General features: G+C 53.8%; 19 protein-coding genes and 1 pseudogene. All 20 read left to right on the top strand.

What is annotated here, in order from left to right; all coding sequences use genetic code 11:
• The first annotated feature begins 31 nt into the window (after window positions 1-31).
• The 20 genes and pseudogenes from tssH (at window position 32) to L370_RS02735 (ending at window position 22,308) form a co-directional block, all read left to right on the top strand.
• Window positions 32-2,647, top strand: a complete 2,616-nt coding sequence (gene tssH, locus L370_RS02660) for a type VI secretion system ATPase TssH (protein WP_023336019.1) — start codon at window positions 32-34, stop codon at window positions 2,645-2,647.
• A gap of 24 nt (window positions 2,648-2,671) precedes the next feature.
• A complete protein-coding gene (locus L370_RS02665) occupies window positions 2,672-4,093 on the top strand; it encodes a serine/threonine protein kinase (protein ID WP_023336018.1) in 1,422 nt (473 codons plus the stop codon).
• 21 nt (window positions 4,094-4,114) lie between these two features.
• Complete coding sequence (locus tag L370_RS02670) at window positions 4,115-4,918, top strand: DUF8093 domain-containing protein (RefSeq protein ID WP_023336017.1); 804 nt, start codon at window positions 4,115-4,117, stop codon at window positions 4,916-4,918.
• Complete coding sequence (locus L370_RS23030; RefSeq protein WP_071787465.1) at window positions 4,902-5,354, top strand: hypothetical protein; 453 nt, start codon at window positions 4,902-4,904, stop codon at window positions 5,352-5,354. Before L370_RS02670 ends, L370_RS23030 begins: the two co-directional genes overlap by 17 nt.
• A gap of 71 nt (window positions 5,355-5,425) precedes the next feature.
• A complete protein-coding gene (locus L370_RS02675; protein WP_023336016.1) occupies window positions 5,426-7,354 on the top strand; it encodes a type VI secretion system Vgr family protein in 1,929 nt (642 codons plus the stop codon).
• Between the two features lie 11 nt (window positions 7,355-7,365).
• Window positions 7,366-8,160, top strand: a complete 795-nt coding sequence (locus L370_RS02680) for a DcrB-related protein (protein WP_017384286.1) — start codon at window positions 7,366-7,368, stop codon at window positions 8,158-8,160.
• Window positions 8,161-8,162: 2 nt separating this feature from the next.
• Window positions 8,163-9,503, top strand: coding sequence for a PAAR domain-containing protein (locus tag L370_RS02685; RefSeq protein ID WP_023336015.1), 1,341 nt, complete (start codon window positions 8,163-8,165; stop codon window positions 9,501-9,503).
• Window positions 9,503-10,588: an ADP-ribosylarginine hydrolase Tri1 gene (tri1, locus tag L370_RS02690; protein WP_017384284.1), complete on the top strand. Its 1,086-nt coding sequence runs from the start codon at window positions 9,503-9,505 to the stop codon at window positions 10,586-10,588. Before L370_RS02685 ends, tri1 begins: the two co-directional genes overlap by 1 nt.
• 84 nt (window positions 10,589-10,672) lie before the next feature.
• Window positions 10,673-10,874: pseudogene (locus tag L370_RS23735) on the top strand (type VI secretion system tip protein VgrG); the annotation flags it as partial.
• A 32-nt stretch (window positions 10,875-10,906) separates the two neighbouring features.
• Window positions 10,907-11,296 (top strand): polymorphic toxin type 46 domain-containing protein, encoded by a 390-nt coding sequence (locus L370_RS23025; protein ID WP_081706869.1) that lies wholly within the window; start codon window positions 10,907-10,909, stop codon window positions 11,294-11,296.
• 37 nt (window positions 11,297-11,333) lie between these two features.
• The gene (locus tag L370_RS0122190) at window positions 11,334-11,714 is read left to right on the top strand and encodes an immunity protein Tsi6 family protein (RefSeq protein WP_032666733.1); all 381 of its coding nucleotides are present in this window, start codon (window positions 11,334-11,336) and stop codon (window positions 11,712-11,714) included.
• A 194-nt stretch (window positions 11,715-11,908) separates the two neighbouring features.
• Window positions 11,909-12,256, top strand: coding sequence for an immunity protein Tsi6 family protein (locus tag L370_RS02695; protein WP_023336013.1), 348 nt, complete (start codon window positions 11,909-11,911; stop codon window positions 12,254-12,256).
• Window positions 12,257-12,359: 103 nt separating this feature from the next.
• Window positions 12,360-12,797: a hypothetical protein gene (locus tag L370_RS02700; protein ID WP_023336012.1), complete on the top strand. Its 438-nt coding sequence runs from the start codon at window positions 12,360-12,362 to the stop codon at window positions 12,795-12,797.
• A 64-nt stretch (window positions 12,798-12,861) separates the two neighbouring features.
• Window positions 12,862-14,784: a type VI secretion system Vgr family protein gene (locus tag L370_RS02705; RefSeq protein WP_023336011.1), complete on the top strand. Its 1,923-nt coding sequence runs from the start codon at window positions 12,862-12,864 to the stop codon at window positions 14,782-14,784.
• Window positions 14,777-15,274: a hypothetical protein gene (locus L370_RS02710; protein ID WP_255344020.1), complete on the top strand. Its 498-nt coding sequence runs from the start codon at window positions 14,777-14,779 to the stop codon at window positions 15,272-15,274. The genes L370_RS02705 and L370_RS02710 overlap by 8 nt, the downstream gene beginning before the upstream one ends.
• A 76-nt stretch (window positions 15,275-15,350) precedes the next feature.
• Window positions 15,351-15,905 carry a hypothetical protein gene (locus tag L370_RS02715; RefSeq protein ID WP_255344019.1) on the top strand — a complete coding sequence of 185 codons (555 nt, stop codon included), beginning with the start codon at window positions 15,351-15,353 and terminating at the stop codon, window positions 15,903-15,905.
• Window positions 15,906-15,908: 3 nt separating this feature from the next.
• Entirely contained in the window at window positions 15,909-16,985 is a 1,077-nt protein-coding gene (locus L370_RS02720) for a hypothetical protein (RefSeq protein ID WP_023336008.1), read from the top strand.
• A gap of 74 nt (window positions 16,986-17,059) precedes the next feature.
• Window positions 17,060-17,500, top strand: coding sequence for a DcrB-related protein (locus L370_RS02725; RefSeq protein ID WP_023330599.1), 441 nt, complete (start codon window positions 17,060-17,062; stop codon window positions 17,498-17,500).
• Window positions 17,501-17,503: 3 nt separating this feature from the next.
• Window positions 17,504-21,868: an RHS repeat-associated core domain-containing protein gene (locus L370_RS02730; RefSeq protein WP_023336007.1), complete on the top strand. Its 4,365-nt coding sequence runs from the start codon at window positions 17,504-17,506 to the stop codon at window positions 21,866-21,868.
• 14 nt (window positions 21,869-21,882) lie between these two features.
• Window positions 21,883-22,308, top strand: a complete 426-nt coding sequence (locus L370_RS02735) for a hypothetical protein (RefSeq protein ID WP_023336006.1) — start codon at window positions 21,883-21,885, stop codon at window positions 22,306-22,308.
• Window positions 22,309-22,340 lie beyond the last annotated feature (32 nt).

Genomic DNA, 22,340 nt, shown 5'->3' with positions numbered 1-22,340 from the left:
GTATACCGAATCATTGTTAATGGAAACTAACATGTCAGAAATTAGCCGTGCCGTGCTTTTCGGCAAACTGGATACGCTGTTATTTACCTCTCTGGAAAGCGCGACTGCGTTCTGCAAGCTGCGCGGCAACCCCTATGTTGAGCTGGTGCACTGGCTGCATCAGCTGATGCAGCAGCAGGATGGCGATCTGCAGCAGGTCATCCGCCACTTTGCCCTCGATGAACAGCAGCTGACGCGCGATATTGTTGCGGCACTGGATGTCCTTCCACGGGGTGCCAGTTCCGTTTCCGATCTCTCCGAGCATATCGACAGCGCCGTGGAGCGCGCCTGGGTCTTCGGCTCGCTGAAGTTTGGCGTCAGCCGTATTCGCGGCGGCCATTTGCTGATCGGCATGCTGAAAACCTGGAATCTGGCCAACGTGCTGAAAAGCATTTCGGCGCAGTTTACCCGCCTTAACGTCGAGGTGCTGATTGAGCAGTTCGACGCGATTTGCGCCAACAGCAAAGAGACCCAGCAGGCCGCTGCCGCCGTCGACGCACCGGCGGGTGCGGTACCGGCGGCGCAGGGGACGCTGGCCCAGTACGGCCAGGACCTGACCGCCCGCGCCCGCGAAGGGAAGATTGACCCGGTTGTCGGGCGCGACGAGGAGATCCGCCAGATGGTGGATATCCTGATGCGCCGCCGCCAGAACAACCCGCTGTTGACCGGGGAAGCCGGGGTCGGCAAAACGGCGGTGGTGGAAGGGCTGGCGCTGCGTATCGCCGACGGCGACGTCCCGGAGCCGCTGCAAAATATTCAGCTGTGGCTGCTGGATATCGGCATGCTGCAGGCTGGCGCAGGCATGAAAGGCGAGTTTGAGGCCCGTCTGCAGGCGCTCATTAATGAAGTCCAGTCCAGCGCCACGCCAATCATTCTGTTTATCGATGAGATCCACACCCTGATTGGCGCAGGCGGCCAGCAGGGGACCGGCGATGCGGCGAACCTGCTGAAGCCTGCGCTGGCGCGCGGACAGCTGCGCACCATTGGGGCTACCACCTGGGCGGAATACAAAAAATACATCGAGAAAGACCCGGCGCTGACCCGTCGTTTCCAGACGGTGCAGGTGCACGAGCCGGACGAAGCGAAAGCCATTCTGATGCTGCGCAGCACCGTGTCGCCGCTTGAGACGCACCACCAGGTGCTGCTGCTCGACGAAGCGGTCAGCGCGGCGGTGAAGCTGTCGCATCGCTACATTCCGGCGCGTCAGCTGCCGGATAAAGCCGTTGCGCTGCTCGACACCGCCTGCGCCCGCGTCGCGGTCAGCCAGAGCGCGCCGCCTGCGCAGCTGGAAGACTGCCTGCGCCACCTTGCCGCGCTGGACGTGGAAATTGAGATCGCTGAACGCGAAGCGCGCGTCGGCGCCGGTGATGCCGATCGCGTGACGGCCTTAATCGCCGAACGCGACGCGTATGAAACAAAACGCGAAGCCCTGTCCCGGCGCTGGGAAGAAGAGCGCAGCCTGGTGCAGGAGATTATTCGCCTGCGCGCGGCGCTGTTCGCGGCGGGCGATGAAGATAGCGCTGAGCTGCGCGCCCAGCTGGCGGAACAGCAGCAGGCGCTGAACGCCTTACAGGGTGATGAACCGCTGCTGTTTGCGGCGGTGGATGAAAACGTGGTCGCCGCCGTGGTCTCTGACTGGACCGGGATCCCGCTGGGCCGGATGGTAAAAAACGAGATCGACGCGGTGCTCAACCTCGCCGACACGCTGAACCAGCGCGTTATCGGCCAGCGTCACGGTCTGGATCTCATTGCCCGCCGGGTGAAAACCTCGCGAGCGAAGCTGGACGACCCGAACAAACCGGTGGGCGTCTTTATGCTGTGCGGCCCGTCCGGGGTCGGTAAAACCGAAACCGCGCTGGCGCTGGCGGAATCCCTGTACGGCGGCGAGCAGAACGTTATCACCATTAACATGAGCGAGTTCCAGGAAGCGCACACCGTTTCCACCTTAAAAGGTGCGCCTCCGGGATACGTAGGGTATGGTGAAGGCGGCGTGTTAACCGAGGCCGTTCGCCGCCGTCCGTACAGCGTGGTGCTGCTGGACGAAATTGAAAAAGCGCACCCGGACGTTCACGAGATCTTCTTCCAGGTCTTCGACAAAGGCTGGATGGAAGACGGCGAGGGGCGACACATTGATTTCCGTAACACCATAATTATTCTGACCTCCAACGTTGGCACCGACCTTATCAGCGCCATGTGCGCCGATCCGGAGCTGATGCCGGAGCCGGACGCCCTGAGCGGCGCCCTGCGCCAGCCGCTGCTGGAGGTGTTCCCACCGGCGCTGCTGGGCCGTCTGCTGGTGGTGCCGTACTACCCGCTCAGCGACGAGATGCTGGGGCAGATAGTTCGCCTGCAGCTTAAGCGCATCCAGCGTCGTCTGGAAGAGAATCACAGCATCATTTCTGAGTTTGACGACAGCGTAGTGGAACAGATTGTTCAGCGCTGTACCGAGGTGGAGTCCGGCGGCCGCATGGTGGACGCTATTCTGACTAACACCTTGCTGCCTCAGATGAGCCAGATCTTACTTACCGCCAGCCGCAGCGACGAGCAGTACCGACGTCTGCACGTCACCTGCGAGCAGGGCGAGTTTCACTGTCAGTTTGCCGCGTAATAATCATCAAGAGAACTGTAAAAGATGACGGATAATGATAACAATCGGACTGTCCCAAACGCGCTCCCGGTCGGGTACCGCTTCAACGAGTTTGAAATCAAAGAGGTGATCGGCGGCGGCGGTTTTGGCATCGTCTATCGCGCGTGGGATCACCAGCTCGAACGCACTATCGCTATCAAAGAATTTATGCCTTCCTCGCTCGCCGTGCGCGGCGACGACATGACCCTGGTGCTGCGCAGCGAGCGCTTTGGCAAAGCGTTTTCCGCCGGTCTCAACAGCTTTATTCAGGAAGCCCGTCTGCTGGCGCGCTTTAACCACCCGAACCTGCTGCACGTCCTGCGTTTCTGGGTGCAAAACGACACGGCCTACATGGGGACGCTGTTCTACAGCGGAACCACGCTTTCGCGCCTGCGCGAAGAAAAGCCGGAGCTGATCAACGAAGCCTGGATCCGCCGCACGCTGCCGATGCTGTTTGGCGCGATCAAGACCATTCACGACGAAGGCTACCTGCACCGCGATATTTCTCTGGATAACATTCAGATCCAGGATAACGGCCTGCCGGTACTGCTCGATTTTGGCTCTGCGCGCCGCACCATCGGTAACCTCTCTGACGAAACGGAAACCATGCTGCGCCCGGGCTTTGCGCCGATTGAGCAGTACACCGACGACAACGAAAGCGAGCAGGGTCCGTGGACGGATATTTACGCCCTGGGCGCCGTGCTCCGTACCCTGATTGTGGGGTCGCCGCCGCCGGTCAGCGTGGTGCGCTCCATTCAGGACACCTGTAAACCGCTGGTCGAGCTGATGCCGCAGGGCTATTCCATTCCGCTGCTTCAGGCCATCGACCGCGCGCTGGCGCTGCACATGGAGGACCGTCCGCAGTCAATCGACGAGTTCGCCGCGCTGATAGAGATGCCGGTCGCCGGTATCAACGACGTGCTGACGGCGAAAAAGCCCGGCACGATGCTGGTTCCGGTTGAAGACGAGAAACCGGCTTCACTGCTCGACTGGCGCCGCTACAAGATCCCGGGCATGGTTGCCGCGGGCCTTCTGGTGGGTGTTGTCGCCGGGGCGATGCTGTTCAGCGGCGGTAATGATGCTCCTGAGCAGGCTGCACAAGCACCGGCAGAGACGCGTCCGACTGAAACCGTCGCGAACGCGCCGGACGCGAAGCCGGAAACGGTGAAGGTTAACGAGCAGGCGACGGCGGAACAGACTCCACCGCCTGTCGAGGCCAGCCCCGTTGCGTTGGTCTATATCCGCATCCTCGAAGGCGAAACGCTGAAAGTGAACGGCGAGCCAAAAGCGCTGCGCCCGGCGACCAACGGCTATGCATCGCTCAAGCTGCCAGCCGGTGAAGTGAAGATTGAACTACAGGGCAACGGAAGAACGCGTGGCCAGACGCTGGATATCACCAAGCCGGGCACCTGGCTGGTGAATCCGTAAATACGATAAACAGGGATCCTTATGGAAGTGTACGATCTTCGAAGCCAAAGGCTTCGTCCAAAGGAATTCGAAAAGATTGTCTCTCCTGTTTATGCACGGAGCGATATAGGGCGTGAATTTGTCGTTGTGCGCGGAGCATCAAATCCGTTTCACAGCATCGATGGATTGACGTTACGACATCGCTTCGAATTTAACCCTAACGCGGTGTTTGATCCGCTTTACGCGCAGAATCTTAATAAGATTGAACGCTTAATTGATTCAGGCGAAGTTGTGTTAATCGATCGTCGCCAACGAACGAAAGCCATCTACCCCTTTTATATCTCTGAATCAGGAGAGTTATTTTGTGTAGATGAGGCTATGTATCGTCCGGCTTTTGTAAACTATGTCCTCGAAAGATACCGACATAATGTTGCGCTGTTTGGAAAACCCGCGCCAACGAGAGATGCTTTTGTCCCCTCCACGGCTAAATATGGCCCGGGATACTGGAAGACGGTAGATAATGATTATCATGGCACGAAAAATGTCGTGATTATGGCGATTAACCGGCTGACGAGTATGGGGGATGAGGGGCGAGTATTTGGTTCTGATGGTAAAGATTATATGAATACCTCGCGGGACAAAATCCAACACTGGACTCCTTTACCCGGCGATTTAGATGGCGATTCGCGCGCATTATTATCTGAAAAGTCGGTCATCAGGCGATTTGGGGAGCAGCGATCGATTTATCAAAAGTATCAGGAAGGGGATGATGCCTGGGCTGTAAGCGGTAAATCCTGGCAATGGATACCTGGAGTCAGAGAAGAGGATTATGAATTTAAAAAGTAAATTATGGTATTTCTGGGGATGCATGGATGTACTGGCTCTTTTGCTTTATTGTGTAAATTCGCTTCGCCAAGACAGGATTCCCTTCATTTCAGATATAATCGCGTTCACAGAAACCTCGGGTGTGGTTTCCGGAGGCGGTTACAACTTTATCGTAACACTCTTTTTTATATGTGATTTGCTCTTGTTGCTTTCACTTTTTGGTTCGTCCTGGCTCTTTTTTAAAAGAAAAGACGTTGCGATTAAATTTGCCCTTGTTCAGGAAATATTTCGTCTAATTTCGTTCAGATGTTCGGTTTCTATTTTCCCACTGCTGATAAGTGTATTTGGTATTTCAAGTGTCTGGGTAAGTTTAGGATTGTTTGTTATCTCGGAACTGCTGAAAGTATATTCTCTTGTTTACTTAATGGGCAAAAGAGAAAGAACTCATTCACTTTGATATATAAATGACGCTCATGCATAGATGCGAACCTCTTTTCTGAATCGCATAAGCTATATGGAATACAGATTATGCTCAACCGAATTACCGTTCAGCTCCCGGTCGAGGGGCTGCTCTTCTGGAAACTCTCCGGCCGTGAGGCGATGTCCGAGTCGTTCGCGCTGACGCTGACCCTGCTTGGCACCGACGCGCGCATCGACCGCAGCAAATTGCTCGGTCAGCCGGTCACGGTGACCATCCCGACGCAGAACCTGCTCACCTCCCGCTATATCAACGGCAAAGTCACGCGCGTGGCGGTGAGCGCCGTTGAGCTGACGGGCACCCGCTACGCGGTGTACCAGCTGACGGTGGAGCCGGACCTGTGGCCGATGAAGCGCGACCGTAACCTGCGTATCTTCCAGGGGCAGACGGTGCCGCAGATTGTAAAAACCCTGCTGGGTGAGCATCAGGTTAACGTTGAGGATAAGCTCACCGGCAGCTACCGGGTGTGGGACTACTGCGTGCAGTATCAGGAGTCGAGCCTGGACTTCATCAGCCGCCTGATGGAGCTGGAGGGGATTGCCTATCACTTCCGCCACGAGGCCGACAAACACACCCTGGTGCTGACCGACGCCGCGACGCAGCATCAGCCGTTCAGCGGCTATGAGGTCATTCCTTACCACCAGACGCCGTCCGGCGGCAGTACGGATGAGGAGGGCATCAGCCAGTGGGCGCTGGAGGACAGCGTGACGCCGGGGATTTACAGCCTCGACGACTATGACTTCCGCAAGCCGAACGCGTGGCTGTTCCAGGCCCAGCAGAACCCGGCGTCGCCGAAGCCGGGGAGCATCGACGTGTACGACTGGCCGGGTCGCTTTGTGGATAAGGGGCACGGGGAGTTCTATGCCCGTATCCGTCAGGAGCGCTGGCAGGTGGAGCACCAGCAGATTCAGGCCACCGCCACGGCGGCGGGGATTGCGCCGGGACACACCTTCACGTTAACCAACGCGCCGTTCTTCAGCGACAACGGTGAGTATCTGGTCACGGCGGCGGGCTACCACTTCGAGGAGAACCGCTACGCGAGCGGTGAGGGGGAAACCATTCACCGCACCGATTTCACCGTTATCCCGGCGTCGGTGTCCTACCGTCCGGCGCAGAGCACGGCGTGGCCGCGCACCTACGGCCCGCAGACGGCGAAAGTCGTGGGACCGCAGGGGGAGAGTATCTGGACGGACAAATATGGCCGCGTGAAGGTGAAGTTCCACTGGGACCGTCTGGCGAAGGGCGATGACACCAGCTCCTGCTGGGTGCGCGTGTCGAGCGCCTGGGCGGGCCAGGGCTACGGCGGGGTGCAAATCCCGCGCGTCGGCGATGAGGTGGTGGTGGACTTTATCAACGGCGACCCGGACCGTCCGATTATCACCGGCCGCGTATACAACGAAGCAAGCATGCCGCCGTGGGCGCTGCCGGCTGCCGCGACGCAGATGGGCTTTATGAGCCGCACGAAAGACGGTTCAGTCGACAATGCCAACGCCCTGCGCTTTGAGGACAAGGCGGGTGCAGAGCAGGTGTGGATCCAGGCCGAGCGGAATCTGGATATTAACGTCAAAAACGACGAGTCGCATTCTACTGAAAAAAATCGTACCCAGTTTGTTGGTGAAGATGAAACGTTACGGGTAGCGAAAAACCAGAAATCAGGAATTAAAGGCGATGTGATATGCCTGACGGGTAAGAGTCGAACCGATAAAGTCGTTAACAACTTTATACTTTCCGCAGGGAATACACTGAGACTGGAATGTGGTGAGAGTGCCCTTGAGCTATCCAAAGACGGTAGCGTTCATATCATTGGTAATAACTTTAACTTTACTGCAAAACAGACTGCACAAATTAATACACTTTCCGGCGAGTTGCACCTGAACCCTGATGATGGACGAAACGTCATCGTTCCGCCTGGCGCATCCCTTCAGGGTGAAATCCAGCAGGAAGTAGATGGTTTTTTTGTAATTAATGCCAATAAGTAAGAGTGATCAGAATGGCCGAATATATTCTTCAGGAAGCAACTCTCGCCTTACCCGATGTATTTAAAGACAGAACAATGAATTTATTTACCCTGAGTGATAATGGAGCAAGCGAGTTTACTTTTGTTGTTTCTCGTGCGAGTGCTAAACATGAAGATAAAGTTCATGATGCGGCAACTCGCCTGGTACGAGAGCTGGAAATCACGGTGCCCGATTTTCGTCTTGAATCCTCTCAGATGACTTCTGTTGATGGTCACCCGGCGGTAGAGCTTTTTTATCAATTTAAAAATGATAACTCAGCCATCTTTCAGAAGCAGACGGTGATTTTGCTCGGTGACCATCCTGGCGGACAAAAGCTGGTGTGTTATATTGGCACATGTCCGGGCGAATTTAGCGATTATTATCATAATCAATACCGGGAAATTATTCGCAGTATTAAATTCCACAAACCAGCTCTGACCGAAACTAAAGAAATGCTCGCTGCCGACAGCCTGGGGCCATTTTTTGCGCTTGATGTTGAGAGTAAGGTACTTAGTGTTTTTGAAAATATTCAGGAACTTTATGGACATCTTTCGCTTCAGCGGGCGAAAGAGGGGCAGTATTTGCTTTTTGAAAAACAGGGTAAACCGCTCAGTATTGCACCCGTTCCGGGCAGCCAACCCCTTCGTTACGCGCTGTGGACGACTTTCGCAGACGAGTCACATCACTTACATTCACAGCTTTCCGTATGCCGCCAGGTCTCTGGTTCTGACCAACTTAATACACCCGATCGGATACGTGGGTATCTGATGGCACAGCGAGCCGAATAGTTATGTCAGAATGTCTGGCCGCACGCGTAGATGATGAGATTGCTCATACAGCCTCAAAAGGTTGGATGATCGCAGGGTTGGTTGGTGGGGCAATTCTGGGCGCAGCTGCCGTTGTCGTGACCGGAGGGACCGCGCTGGTTGCTGTTTCTGCCGTTGCGGCTGGGGCATGTGCTGCGGGTGGGTTGGGTGAGCTCCTCGGCAGTATGTCATGGGCTCCACGCCATACTACCGGTGCGCTAAAAGAAGGTTCACCCAATGTCTTTATCAACAGCCGAAAGGCTATCCGCGCGCATCTGTCAGCCGGAGAGTGTGATGAGCACAGCGGTAGCCTGCAACGGGTTGCGGAAGGATCGATAAAAGTTTACATCAACAACTTTCCCGCCTCCCGCATTGGCGATAAGTTGACTTGCAGCGCCGAGATTAGTCAGGGATCGCGTAATGTTATTATTGGTGGAAGCAAAGTTCAGACCGATGAAATAAGTCCTGAAATCCCTGAATGGGTAAACTGGACGATGCTCGCCGTTGGTGCAGGAGCGATGGCGGTGCTGGCCAGTCCGGCAATCGCACTTCTGAGTACCCTCGGTGCGATGGGCGGTGGCACTGTTGGTAGCTATGCGGGGGGAATGCTGTTTGGCGAAGGTAGCGACGGTCAGAAATGGGGGATGCTGATCGGCTCTGTTATCGGCGGCGGGGCTGGCATTAAAGGCGGGGCACGGTTTGATGCGTGGCGGGCTGGTAAAATACCGGCAGTTAGACCTGTCGAAGCAAGTCCATTAGGCGCTACAGCTTTAAATAAACCGAAGATGAGTTTATCCGAGGCTGTAGGTAAAGACCTGGCGAATACATGGGTAACGAAGGGAAGACAACTGGCTGAACAAGGGGATAAACGACTCTCCTCTCTGCTAACCGATGATGAGGTAGGGGCTCTTTACGGTTATACTACGAATGAAGGCTATCCGATGGTTAACAATGCGCTAAGAGGCCAGACTGAACTTACACCAGAAATTCAAGCTTTTGCGGATCACGCTACTAGCGCTCTTGATAAGCTTCCTTCCTATGAGGGGTTAACATATCGAGGCGCGACGTTACCTGAAAACGTACTAATGGAAAATCAGGTGGGTAGTATTGTTTCTGACCCAGCATTTATGAGCACCGATCAGAAAGTTCCTTTTTCAGGAGATACCACCATTACGATAAATGGTAAAACGGGTAAGCCTATTGATTTTCTTTCTGAATATAAAGGAACTGAAACTGAAGTGCTTTTCAAACCAGGTACCAAATTTGAAGTTGTTGAGCGTGTTGATGCTGGTGGTAAAACCGCGCTTACATATAAGGAATTATAATGATCGATCTGCACAGTGATTTAAATACGTTACTAAAGTATGTGGACAAATATCGACAATACTTACCCGTTAGCAGCCCTTTGGTTCAGCGAAGGATGCAGTATACTTATGATAATAAGCCCTTAGAATCATCCTCGAATAGTAATGTACAAGAACAATGGGACTTAACACCACAATGTAACATCTCACTCGCGGAATCACGCGATCGTGCTGTCGGTGCGCTTATAGGTCTTGCTGTTGGAGATGCTATTGGTACGACGCTCGAATTTTTACCTCGTGACAAAGCACATGTCAAAGATATGACAGGTGGTGGGCCATTTCGACTCCGCGCAGGTGAATGGACGGATGATACATCCATGGCATTATGTCTTGCGGAAACGCTTCTTGAGAAAGGTGATGCTGATACTATATGCTTCAGGAATAAACTACTGGAATGGTATCAGCATGGTTATAATAGTTCAAATGGCGTCTGTTTTGATATAGGCAATACAACTCGGTATGCTTTAGAGCAATATTTAACTGTTGGTCCTGGATGGAGCGGTAATACTGCGCCAGAAACTGCAGGTAATGCTTCCATTATCAGACAAGCACCTGTCTCTATTTTTTTTAGAAAGTCATTAAGTAAAGCGTTTTATGAGGCTAAAAAACAAAGTATAGCAACGCACGGAGCCGCGGAAGCAATAAATAGCACACAGTATTTAAGTTATTTACTTGTGCATATGATTAACGGTAGCAATAAGGATTTTGTTTTTTCTCCTCACGTCATGCCGCTACAGCCACGTGTAATGATTATCAACGTGGGTGAATATAAGCAAAAAACTCGCGATCAGATTCGTTCAAGTGGTTATGTTATCGATACGCTTGAGGCCGCGATGTGGTCCGTATGGAATACTGATAACTTTCGGGATGCGATTCTGCTGGCCGCCAATCTTGCTGATGATGCTGACAGCGTTGCGGCGACAGCGGGACAAATCGCAGGAGCATTATATGGTTATTCCGGTATTCCGCAGGAGTGGAAAAGCAAACTCGTACAGCACGAACGTATCGCCAAAATGGCAGGTGAACTGTTCGATAGAGCTCCATAGGATAATTTTTTATAATTATATTAGTCATCGGGCACGGGTATTGTACCGTGCCTCTTTCTATGTCTGTACCTAATGTTTTGTTAGCCGAACACGTGGCTTTTCCAGGCGCAGCAGAACCCGGCGTCCCCGAAACCGGGCAGCATCGACGTGTACGACTGGCCGGGCCGCTTTGTGGAGACAGGCCACGGCGGCGGGCTACCACTTCGAGGAGAACCGCTATGCGAGCGGTGAGGGGGAAACCATTCACCGCACCGATTTCACCGTTATCCCGGCGTCAGTGTCGTACCATTTGGACGTACGGGCGATCTTAATAGAGATATTAATATCCGTGCAAATCAAAAAATTGTTGATGATTTTATGCGTTCTCAGGTTGTGGAAGTAAGTAAAATACCAGCTTATCGCACCGGTATAGATCTTGAGCAGAGTGTGACAATTGAAACAATCAATAAAGATAAAATAGCCTATCAGAATCAATCCCCAGATAATTGGCAAGGAAACTGGTATTCTCTTGACGAATCGACCCCTGCCATAAAACTTGGCATTAACCCAGAAGGACAGGTCAGGGATACGGGGTTAATTGTTCCTAAAGAAGTAAAAGCTTATCAGGCGCAACAAAAAGTAGAAATGCTTCGAAGTAGTGCCACACCAGCCTTGGACACCTGGTCTGTACCAGACAAACCTTTCCAGACAGAAGGTGGTGGGACATAATGGTTTACCACTAAGCGTGATATTTTTCCTCCATATAATGAATGAAATGACAGCTCTAAATTATGTTGATAAAGCATTAATATTAGCAAAAAAGAGATATGCTGAGGTAAAAAATCTCAATCCCCATGCCCCTCTTTTACAAATGTACGACTCTATTGTACAACAATTATTATTTCTACGGGATTTAATCGAAGGCAAGGAAAAGGACAAGGCGAAATTATGGAAAATGACTTTCGGTATGTATGCAGTGAAGGAGTTTGATAATTGTGATGAGTTGTTTTTTGAAAGGTTGTCTGATGCCTGGTTTATTGTGGATCAAATCCGCCGAGGGTTAAAGGTTAGGCTGCCGCATGAGGTTGAGGCCAATTACAAAATAAAGCAACAAAATCTCAAGATGAAATACCCCAATGAATTTTAAGGTTTAATGTTAAATATATTTTCATGATGGGGATGTTGATTGATTTACATGCTAATTTGAAAGTATTGTTAAAATACTTAGGTGATGTTGTTTTCCTGAATCTGACATTGGGTCGGTCAAAAAACGAGCTTGCCAGCAAATAAGGTGGAAGGATAGCGTATTTTTCAAGATAAAAATCGGTGTAAGGATTGCACATGAATAAAGAAAACTATACTGGTCTGGATTACATTAATGATGCCATTGATATAACCAATCAACGATTGGAAATAAAACCTGATTCTTCACTATATGTTATGGTGAAGTGCCAGTTGGATTATATTAAATCGCTCTTAATCGGTGCTGAAAAAGATAAAAGTAAATTACATGCATTGAATCTTGGAGTACTCGCGTCCAAAGAATTTGATACAACATATGCCGAGCTTGCTGAACATTTATCTAATGCTAACTATATAGCTTCGCAGATGGGACAAGGATTAAAGATTATTCTTCCGCATGAACAAGCTTTGGAATATTTGAAAAGACAAAAAAGATATCGCAAGTGATCAAGGGTTTTCGTTTTAATATCTGATAAGATGTGAATGTCATGGCTCCGGCTGATTTTATTTTATTGTTTGTATGGTGACGAACAATAAGAGTGGAGAATGAATGGTGAAATGGATTGGTTGTATATTTTTCATTCTTATCACTTTGGTTCATATCTGGAATGGAAAAGATCTGTTCAATAAAAAACAATGGTTCCTGGCCGGGTTGATGTTTGTTCTGGTGCTGGTGGCTACGGTTGTTATTGGTTTTACGTTGAAATGGTTAGCTCTGTCAATGTCATTGTTCTCCGTCGCCACGGCGAAACAGTATTCGATTATCTTTTCCATGTCTTTGCTCTGCGTATGGGGACTAAAAGTTACCGTTGTGCTGCTCTGCACGATCTTTTCCGGGATTATAGGGAGGCACAAAAAATACAATGCTAAAAATTATGAAGCAATATCGTCTATAACACGCGTCGTTGCGCCTGGCTTACTTATCGTTGCTAAATGCCTGGTTTCCCTGGGTAGCGTCCTTATGTTTTCAGGTTTATGGCTTAAATAAGCACGATATTTAATAAAAAATATCTCAATGAAAACTGAGATGAGTCCATAGTGGAATAAAGATTATGCTCAACCGAATTACCGTCCAGCTCCCGGTTGAGGGGCTGCTCTTCTGGAAACTCTCCGGCCGCGAGGCGATGTCCGAGTCGTTCGCGCTGACGCTGACCCTTCTCGGCACAGACGCGCGCATTGACCGCAGCAAGCTGCTGGGCCAGCCGGTCACGGTGACCATCCCCACGCAGAACCTGCTCACCCCCCGCTATATCAACGGCAAGGTGACGCGCGTGGCGGTGAGCGCCGTGGAGCTGACGGGCACCCGCTACGCGGTGTACCAGCTGACGGTGGAGCCGGACCTGTGGCCGATGAAGCGCGACCGTAACCTGCGTATCTTCCAGGGGCAGACGGTACCGCAGATTGTCAAAACTCTGCTGGGTGAGCATCAGGTTAACCTCGAAGACAAACTTACCGGCAGCTACCGGGTGTGGGACTACTGCGTGCAGTATCAGGAATCGAGCCTGGACTTTATCAGCCGCCTGATGGAGCTGGAGGGGATTGCCTATCACTTCCGCCACGAGGCCGACAAACACACCCTGGTGCTGACCGACGCCGCGACGCAGCATCAGCCGTTCAGCGGCTATGAGGTCATTCCTTACCACCAGACGCCGTCCGGCGGCAGTACGGATGAGGAGGGCATCAGCCAGTGGGCGCTGGAGGACAGCGTGACGCCGGGGATTTACAGCCTCGACGACTATGACTTCCGCAAGCCGAACGCGTGGCTGTTCCAGGCACAGCAGAACCCGGCGTCGCCGAAGCCGGGGAGCATCGACGTGTACGACTGGCCGGGTCGCTTTGTGGACAAGGGGCACGGGGAGTTCTATGCCCGTATCCGTCAGGAGCGCTGGCAGGTGGAGCACCAGCAGATTCAGGCCACCGCCACGGCGGCGGGGATTGCGCCGGGGCACACCTTCACGTTAACCAACGCGCCCTTCTTCAGCGACAACGGGGAGTATCTGGTGACGGCGGCGGGCTATCACTTCGAAGAGAACCGCTACGCCAGCGGCGAGGGGGAGACCATTCACCGCACCGATTTCACGGTGATCCCGTCGGCGGTGGTGTACCGTCCGGCACAGAGCACGGCGTGGCCGCGCACCTACGGCCCGCAGACCGCGAAAGTGGTGGGGCCGCAGGGCGAAAGTATCTGGACGGACAAATACGGCCGGGTGAAGGTGAAGTTCCACTGGGACCGCCTGGCGAAGGGGGATGACACCAGCTCCTGCTGGGTGCGCGTGTCGAGCGCGTGGGCGGGCCAGGGCTACGGCGGGGTGCAGATCCCGCGCGTCGGCGATGAGGTGGTGGTGGACTTTATCAACGGCGACCCGGACCGTCCGATTATTACCGGTCGCGTGTACAACGACGCGAGCATGCCGCCGTGGGCGCTGCCGGCTGCGGCGACGCAGATGGGCTTTATGAGCCGCACGAAAGACGGTTCCGTCGACAACGCCAACGCCCTGCGGTTTGAGGACAAGGCGGGCGCAGAGCAGGTGTGGATCCAGGCCGAGCGCAACATGGACACCAGCGTTAAGAATGATGAAACGCACAGCGTCGGCGGCGAGCGCAGCCATTACGTGAAGAAAAATGAACTGCATCGCGTGGAAGCGAATCAGACCCAGGCCGTGAAAGGCGGAACTGAGATCCTGACGGGGAAAGGCAAGCTGGATGCGGCGGTAGAGCAGTACGTTATTGCTTCCGGAACGAAGCTGCGGCTGGTCTCAGGGGAAAGCGCCATTGAGCTGAATGCTAACGGCAAGATTAATTTGATCGGCAAAGAGTTTAACTTCTTCGTGGAAGGGGATGGCTATATTACCACGGGCGGTAAGCTGCACCTGAATACCTCTGGCACCAAGCCGGGCACAACGGCACCGGGATCGGGGCATAAAGGGGATATTGATGCGGCGGTGCAGGCGAAATTTACGGCCAAAGATGAGTAAAGCAGGTGCGGTGCTTATCGCGTTACTAACGACGGGAATGGCTGGAGGAGACGCGCAGAAAAAGGATCTTTGGATGTTTATTTCCGGGATGAGTGCATCGCTTAAGACGTTATCCGTTACAACCCTTAGTAACGCGCCGTTATCGTTTAAGATGACCAGGCAAAATGAATATATCAATTTCTACAATGCCGACGATATCAAACTCGCTGATGGAACGAACATAAACGCAATTGGGTTACGTTTAAGCAAACAAAACGACGGCATGGCGCCTTTACTGAATTTTTCACCTTCCTCAGGTCAATGCATAACGCTTGATACCGTTAAAAAGCGCTATCCGCAGCTCAGGTTAACTGATTATCCACGAGGCCGCTCTGAGAACGAAGTGACCAGCTATACAGCGCCAAAAGATATGAATGGACAAAAGGTGAGCTTCAGTTTCACCGTGAAAAATCCTGACTGTCTGGGTTCAGTCGTCATAAGCGCCGAATAAGAAACGCTGCTTCCATGTCCTGGCGGTGTTTCCAGCGGTGAGAAGCGCAATAAATATTCATTAAATGATAATTAATGTGAAAAAACATACTCCGACATTTCTTTGTTCTGCCCTGATGTTTACCTGTCTGAGCAGCAATGTGGTTTTGGCGCGGGTTAGTCCGCCTGTTCTGACAAAACAGGATTTTTCCGTCAAGGTTAAAGGCCAGCCCGTCGCATTAGGCGACAGATGGACGCCTGATATTGCCCGTAAAATTGCCGTGCCGCTTGAAGGCCATTTTGTCGGTAAGGTTCCTTTTGACGGTACGAACTATAAATTCTACCAGCATCAAAAGGATGGTTTAGCAATATTCACTTCAAATCTCTGGTGGGATAAAGCAGAAAGAAGCGTTGATGATTATATCGTCTCCCAGATTACGCTGACTGCCTCAGATATTTTAACGCCGCGTGGAGTTCATGTGGGTTCAACAATCAGAGCACTGAACAATGCATACGGCGATGGCCAGGTTGAAAATGATTCCGGGGAGCAGTGGATTTCCTATGAATTGGGTAAGAAATTGCTCTCTTTTGAGGTTAAAGACAGTAAGGTTGTGAAAATTACAATGAATTACGAAAATGGTTCTGCAGAATAATTTATGACCAAAAAGTATCTGGCAGCCGTATTGTTCACCGCTTTATTGGCTGGCGTCGTTGAAGCGTCATCGGCGCTTGAATTATCGCAATACAATAAGCTCGATACGGTTAGCCGCATCGTTAACGACAGCGAAGTGACAGACAATCTCAAGGCGTTGCTGGGAAATCATTACCAGACCTTTATTGATAACTTTGATGTCTTAGGTGAACCGCATACCACCGCAGGTGGCGGATTGTTTGTTGAAGGCTGGCTAAAGGATCTCTATCTGGAGAACGCGTCAGCGCTGGTCATCGATCCTGACGGCAAAATCTTTGCGGCATGGGTGGTTCCGGAGTCGGACGTTATACAATATCGGTCATCTGATAATAGCCCAGTTATTAATGCCGATATTCAGCAATGGGCCGCCAGATTCAATGCGATGCATTTAGCAACGAACAGCCAATCAGAACTTGCGTTTGACGGGGAGTGGGCTGGCGAATTCGGGAACGACTCGACGTTAACCCTGCGGTTAGCTGAATCAGGCAACCGTATCACCGGGTCTTATTGCTATATATCCCAGAAAGGAAACCGCATAGATTGCCCGGAAGATGATGAGCGTAATCTTACCGGTACGATCGCTGGCAATCGTGCCAGCGTTGAGTTCAACTCATCGTTTGGCGGCCCAGGCGGACGTGCTGTTCTGGAAATAAAGGGGAGTGAAATGGAATGGCGTTTAGCTACTCCTCCTCAAAATGGAAATTATTATGCCCCGCAGCGTTATACGTTACGTAAAGCCGCTTCGGTTCATAACGCTGAAATCAGAAAACTGGATACCGAAAAGTTCGCTATTTCGCTGATAAACAGGTGCGGTCATTTCGATAGCGAATGTGGCCAGATGGTTTATCTCGGCGTGCGCAAAAGTGATAACAGTACGATCTCCTTAAAGGGAAAAACATTGCACGACTCCGCAGGTAAAATAATCGACTCAACGTACAAGAATGGCGAGATCGTTTATACCGTGACGTATGCACCCGCGAAATTGGTTGTCAGCAAAGGCAACCATGTTTTAGTCGAACAGTCAGGTCAATGGCGTAAATAATAAAACAGCCAGCCAGAGGGCCAGCATGGATTGGCTTTTTGTTTCTCACAATATTAATCATCCCGAGTTCACTTATGAAATACACCCTCCAGGAAGGTTCGTTTTCCCTTTTTCCTGCTGCCTGGCAGGATAACAGCATGAACATTATTCGCGATGACGAAAGCGGGCTGTCCGTGGTGGTCAGCCGCGGCGTTATCCCCGATGGCAGCGACTATGAACAAGAGTTCCATCGCCAGTGGGATGTGCTGCGTCCTCAGATGGGCGAAATTGCCCAGAGTGAATTCCGGAACGTAAAAGCCGGGCCTGACGGAAAAATTAACGGGCTGGAAGTTGAAACGACGTTTGACCGTAACGGGCAGCGCCTCTGGCAAAAACAGCTGGCCGTTCAGACGCCGGGCAAACCGGTTTTGATGATTTTTACCCTCTCGGCGCTCAGGGCATTCACCGAAGAGGACGAAGTGCGCTGGAGCGCGCTTAAGCAGAGTCTGACGCTAAACGACAACCGGAATGTGTAAGGCATGAGCGATAACAACGCGGCCCGTAAGGGCGACGAGATTATTCACTCCAGCATTTTTGCTGACATCACCAGCATTGTGGCGGAAGGTGCCGCCTATGCGGTGATCGGCGCGGCAGTCGGCGCTGCAGCAACGGTGGCGGCACCATTGCTGGGGGCGGGTGCCGCGGCAGCGGGCGTGGCGGCAATTGGATCCAGCTGTCTGTTAAGCGGCATCATTGGCGGCGTGCTGGCGAACGTGGCGGGGATCACCGACGATATCAGCAACGCCGCTGAGGGGTTAGGCAATGCGCTTTTCCCGCCATCGCCTGCGGGTAAAATCACTACCGGTTCCAGTAACGTTCTCACCAACGCAATCCCCGCCGCGCGGGCGGCAGGCACGCTGACGCCAGCCGATACCCCGTCTCCTGAGCCGCAGTCGCCGGGCAGCTTTGCCGATTACGCGGGCATGCTGCTATCCGCTGCCGGTCAGTTTGGTAGCGAAATGTGGCAGCCGAGCGTGGCCTCTGCCGCCGCGGGAACCTCGCCGCTGGAAGAAGACAAGGTGGCGTGCGAAAAGCACTCCGGGCCGCAGTATCTGGCGGAAGGTTCTAAAAGCGTCTTTATCAACGGACAGCCAGCGGTGCGTGCGAAAGATCGCACCACCTGCGAAGGCACCGTTTCCGACGACGTCTCTCCGAACGTGATCATCGGCGGCGACACGCTCACGGTTCGCGATATCAAAAGCGGTAAAACGCCGGGGCTGGCGCTGGGGATGATTGCGCTCTCGCTGCTGCGCGGGCGTCCGGGCAAGATCCTGAAAAACATGCCCTGTGCGCTGGCGGCGGCCGGCGGAGGGATGCTGGCCGATATGGCGGTGAATGCGGTGTTTGGCTCCTCACACCCGGTTCACGCCGCCACCGGCGTGAAGGTGCTGAATGACGACGACGAACTCGACTTCTCGCTGCCGGGGCGATTCCCGCTTCGCTGGCAGCGTAGCTACAACAGCCTGACCACCCGCGAAGGGCTATTTGGTCTGGGCTGGGCAACCACCTTTGACAGCTATCTGGCGCTGGACGATAACAATGCCACCTGGTTCGACGAAACCGGGCGCGAGCTGAGCTTCGAGCTGCCGCCTGTCGACCACGCGTTTTACAGCATCAGCGAAGGCATCATTATCCGCCGCAATGAGAGCGGCGACGTGGCGATTGCCGACGATGACGGTGCGGTGTGGCGTCTGTATAAACCGACCCGGGCGAATCCATCCATCCTGCGTCTGGCCTCCCTCAGCGATGAATACGGCAACGCGCTGCTGACGGAGTGGGACGAGCACGGCAGGCTGGTTGGTCTTCACGACGAGCCGCGGGCGATAGACGTCACCCTGCGCTATGAAGATGAACGATTCCCGCAGCGCGCTACCGCTGCCAGCCATTTCGACGGCAGCCAGACATGGCCGCTGATGCAGTGGGGCTACGACGCGCGCGGCCAGCTGGCGAGTGCGACGGATGCCTCCGGCGTGGTGACGCGTGAATACCGCTATAACGAGCACGGGCTGATGGTCTGGCACCGGTTGCCGGGCGGTCTGGAGAGCGAATACCGCTGGAAAAAATTCGATCACTGGCGCGTGGTGGAAAACCGCACCAGCACCGGCGACGGGTGCCGCTTTAGCTACGATTTAGCCGCCGGGCTGACGACCGTCGAGCACTACGACGGCCAGACGCGCCGCCACTACTGGAACGCGCAAAACCTAATTGTCCGCTACGTTGACGAGCGCGGTGAAAACTGGCTCTACGAGTGGGACGAGAACGAGCTTCTGACGCGTCGCATCGATCCGCTCGGCAATGCCGTTACCTTCGTCTACGACGACATGGGCAACCGGGTTCAGGAGATCGACGCCGACGGCAATACCCGCACCACCGCCTGGCTGGAGCACCGCGCGCTTCCTGCGGCTATTATCGAAGCCGACGGCAGCGCCACCCGGTTCTGGTACGACGAACATCACGGGCTTAAGCGCGTGGTGGACCCGATGGGGCAGACTACGCAGCTGCGCCGGGACGCGTTCGGCCAGGTCGTTGAAGAGATCGATGCCGCCGGAAACAGCCGCTACCAGGAGTACAACGAGGCCGGGCAGATTGTTCGTTCGACAGACTGTTCCGGGCGTATTACCCGCTACCGCTACCATCCGCTGGGCTGGCTGGTGGCCGAGACTGGCGCCGACGGGGAAGAGACGCGATATCGCTACGACGCCGCAGGGCGTCCGGTGCAGCTCGATCGCCCGGAAGGCTGGACGGAATCGCTCAAATGGAACGAACGTGGCCTGCCGGTGAAGCATGCGGGCGCCGACGGTAAAGAGAGTGAGTTCAGATACGATGAGGCAGGGCGCTTAACCGCGACGCGTAATACCCAGGGTGAAGAGGTTCGCCGCCGCTGGGACAGCCGCGGGCGTCTGATTGCCCTGGAAAACGAAAACGGCGAAGCGTATCAGTTCCGCTGGGGCGCGGACTCGCTGCTGCTGGAAGAGGTGGGGCTGGATGGCGTAGCCTCGCAGTATCGCTATGACGCCTGCGGACGCACGATAGCACGCACGTTTGCCGCCGGTCATCCGGAGGCCATCACCCACGCCTTCGCCTGGAGCGCGAGCGGCCAGCTGGTCGCCCGCACCACGCCGGAGGGGCAGACCCGCTATCACTACACGCCGTCCGGACTGTTAAGCCGGATAGGGCTGCATCCTGCGCTTTCAGCCGACGCGTGGACCACCGAGGCAGAGCAGGAGCTCGCCTTTGACTATGACGCGCTTGGTCGCGTGACCCGCGAGGCGGGCGAGCACGGCGAGCTGGCGTGGGAGTATGACGCGCTGGGCAACCGCACCTCCGTCACGCTGCCCGATGGCCGCGAGCTGAAGCAGTTTTACTACGGCAGCGGGCATCTGCTCAGCATTGCTCTCGATAAGCTGTCGGTCTCCGATTTTACCCGCGACGAACTCCACCGGGAGACCAGCCGCACTCAGGGGCTGCTGACCACCCGCAGCGAATACGATCGTCTTGGGCGACTGCATCGCCGGGACGTCTTTACCGGCAACGTCCAGCGCCCGTCGCCGCGCCGGTGGTCCCGCCGCTGGGATTACGACTACCGTAATAACCTGGTGCGGGAAGAGCGGGACGATAACCCGTTTAGCTGGTACCGCTGGCAGTACGACAGCGCCGGGCGTCTGCTGGTCCAGGACGGTACGTTGCCCGGACAGGAACAGTGGCGCTGGGACGCTGCCGGTAACCCGCTCGAAGGTTCTGCTGAGAAGATCACGCACAACCGCCTGACGCAGCTGAACGGCATTCGCTGGCGCTATGACATCCACGGCCGCACCGTGGAAAAAGATAACGGCCAGACCCGCTGGCACTACCGCTACGACGGTGAACACCGCCTGACGGAGGTCATTAGCCAGCCGCGGGACCGCAATAAACCTCAGACGCAGGTCAGCTTCCGCTACGATCCGCTCGGGCGACGCATCAGCAAAACGCGACGCCAGATGCTGGGCGGACAGCCAACCGGCAAGCCGGTCACCACCCGGTTTGTCTGGGAAGGGTTCCGCCTGCTGCAGGAGGTGCACGGGGACGTGCCGCTGACCTACGTCTACAGCGATCAGGACAGCTACGATCCGCTGGCGCGTATTGACGGCGTGGAAGCGCCGGAGATTTTCTGGTTCCACTGCCAGCCGAACGGCACGCCGGAGCGGATGACGGATATCGAAGGGCAGGTGCGCTGGGAAGGGGTAAACAGCGCCTGGGGCAAGCTGCTGCGGGAAAGCGAGACGAAGTTATCAGGATATTCCCAGAACCTGCGCATGCAGGGGCAATACCTGGACCGTGAGACAGGGCTGCACTACAATCTGTTCCGGTATTATGACCCGGACTGCGGACGGTTTACGCAGCAGGACCCGATAGGGCTGGCGGGGGGGATAAACCTTTACCAGTATGCGCCGAATGCGCTGGGGTGGGTGGATCCGTGGGGGTTGAGTTGCCGTAAAAAATTTATGGGAAGAACCCCGGGAAAAAATAGTAAAACTGGACGTGAAGTAATCGCACGAATGCGAGGAGAAGGACGTATTCGTGGTACGGGCGATAGGATGCAATTTAAAAGCTCAACTGATGGTAAATGGTACCGTATTCAGGATGCGGACATGGCTCATTTAACAGATGCAGTTAAATACTGGAATCAGAAGGGTGGCTACTATGGTCCTAAATCTCGTGAGGTCAGAGCCTTTATGAGAGATTCCAGAAATTATGAGCTTGAATATTATGGCCACAATCGGTCTCAGGGAGCGCTGCTACCTGATAGATATAAAGATTCCGCTGATTTTATTGGCCCACAGGAAAAATCCCAATATTTCCAATGAAGGAGCATTGTTCCATGAAAGATCTTGAAGACCCAAAAATTGAATCCGAAATTAACTCCTTTGTTGAAAAAGGAAACGAGTTTCACGATGACAAAAAATACGCTGAGGCTTTAGAGCAATACCAAAAAGCATGGCAAGCTCTCCCTGAACCAAAGCTTGAATGGGAACTTGCCAACTGGATCTCTGCGTGCATGTACAGCGCATATTTTGATCTCGCCGATTACGATGAGGCGAAGAAATGGGGAGAGACGACGTTGCGCACTCGTGGATCGGATATAGACACTGCACCATCAATCGACCTCGGCATGGTCTGTTACGAGTTGAATCAATTCGATGAAGCGTATAAATATTTCAACGATGCTTATAACTACGGCAAAGAGCGTGCGTTTCAGGATAGACCTAAAAAATACCTTGAGTTCTATCTGCGCAAGAGGGCATAAAATCGGTAATTAATGAAAAAAATCCACGCCTT

This window comes from Enterobacter sp. MGH 24 (assembly GCF_000493015.1).
Taxonomy (GTDB): domain Bacteria; phylum Pseudomonadota; class Gammaproteobacteria; order Enterobacterales; family Enterobacteriaceae; genus Enterobacter.
This window is presented reverse-complemented; position numbering and strand designations above follow the sequence as displayed.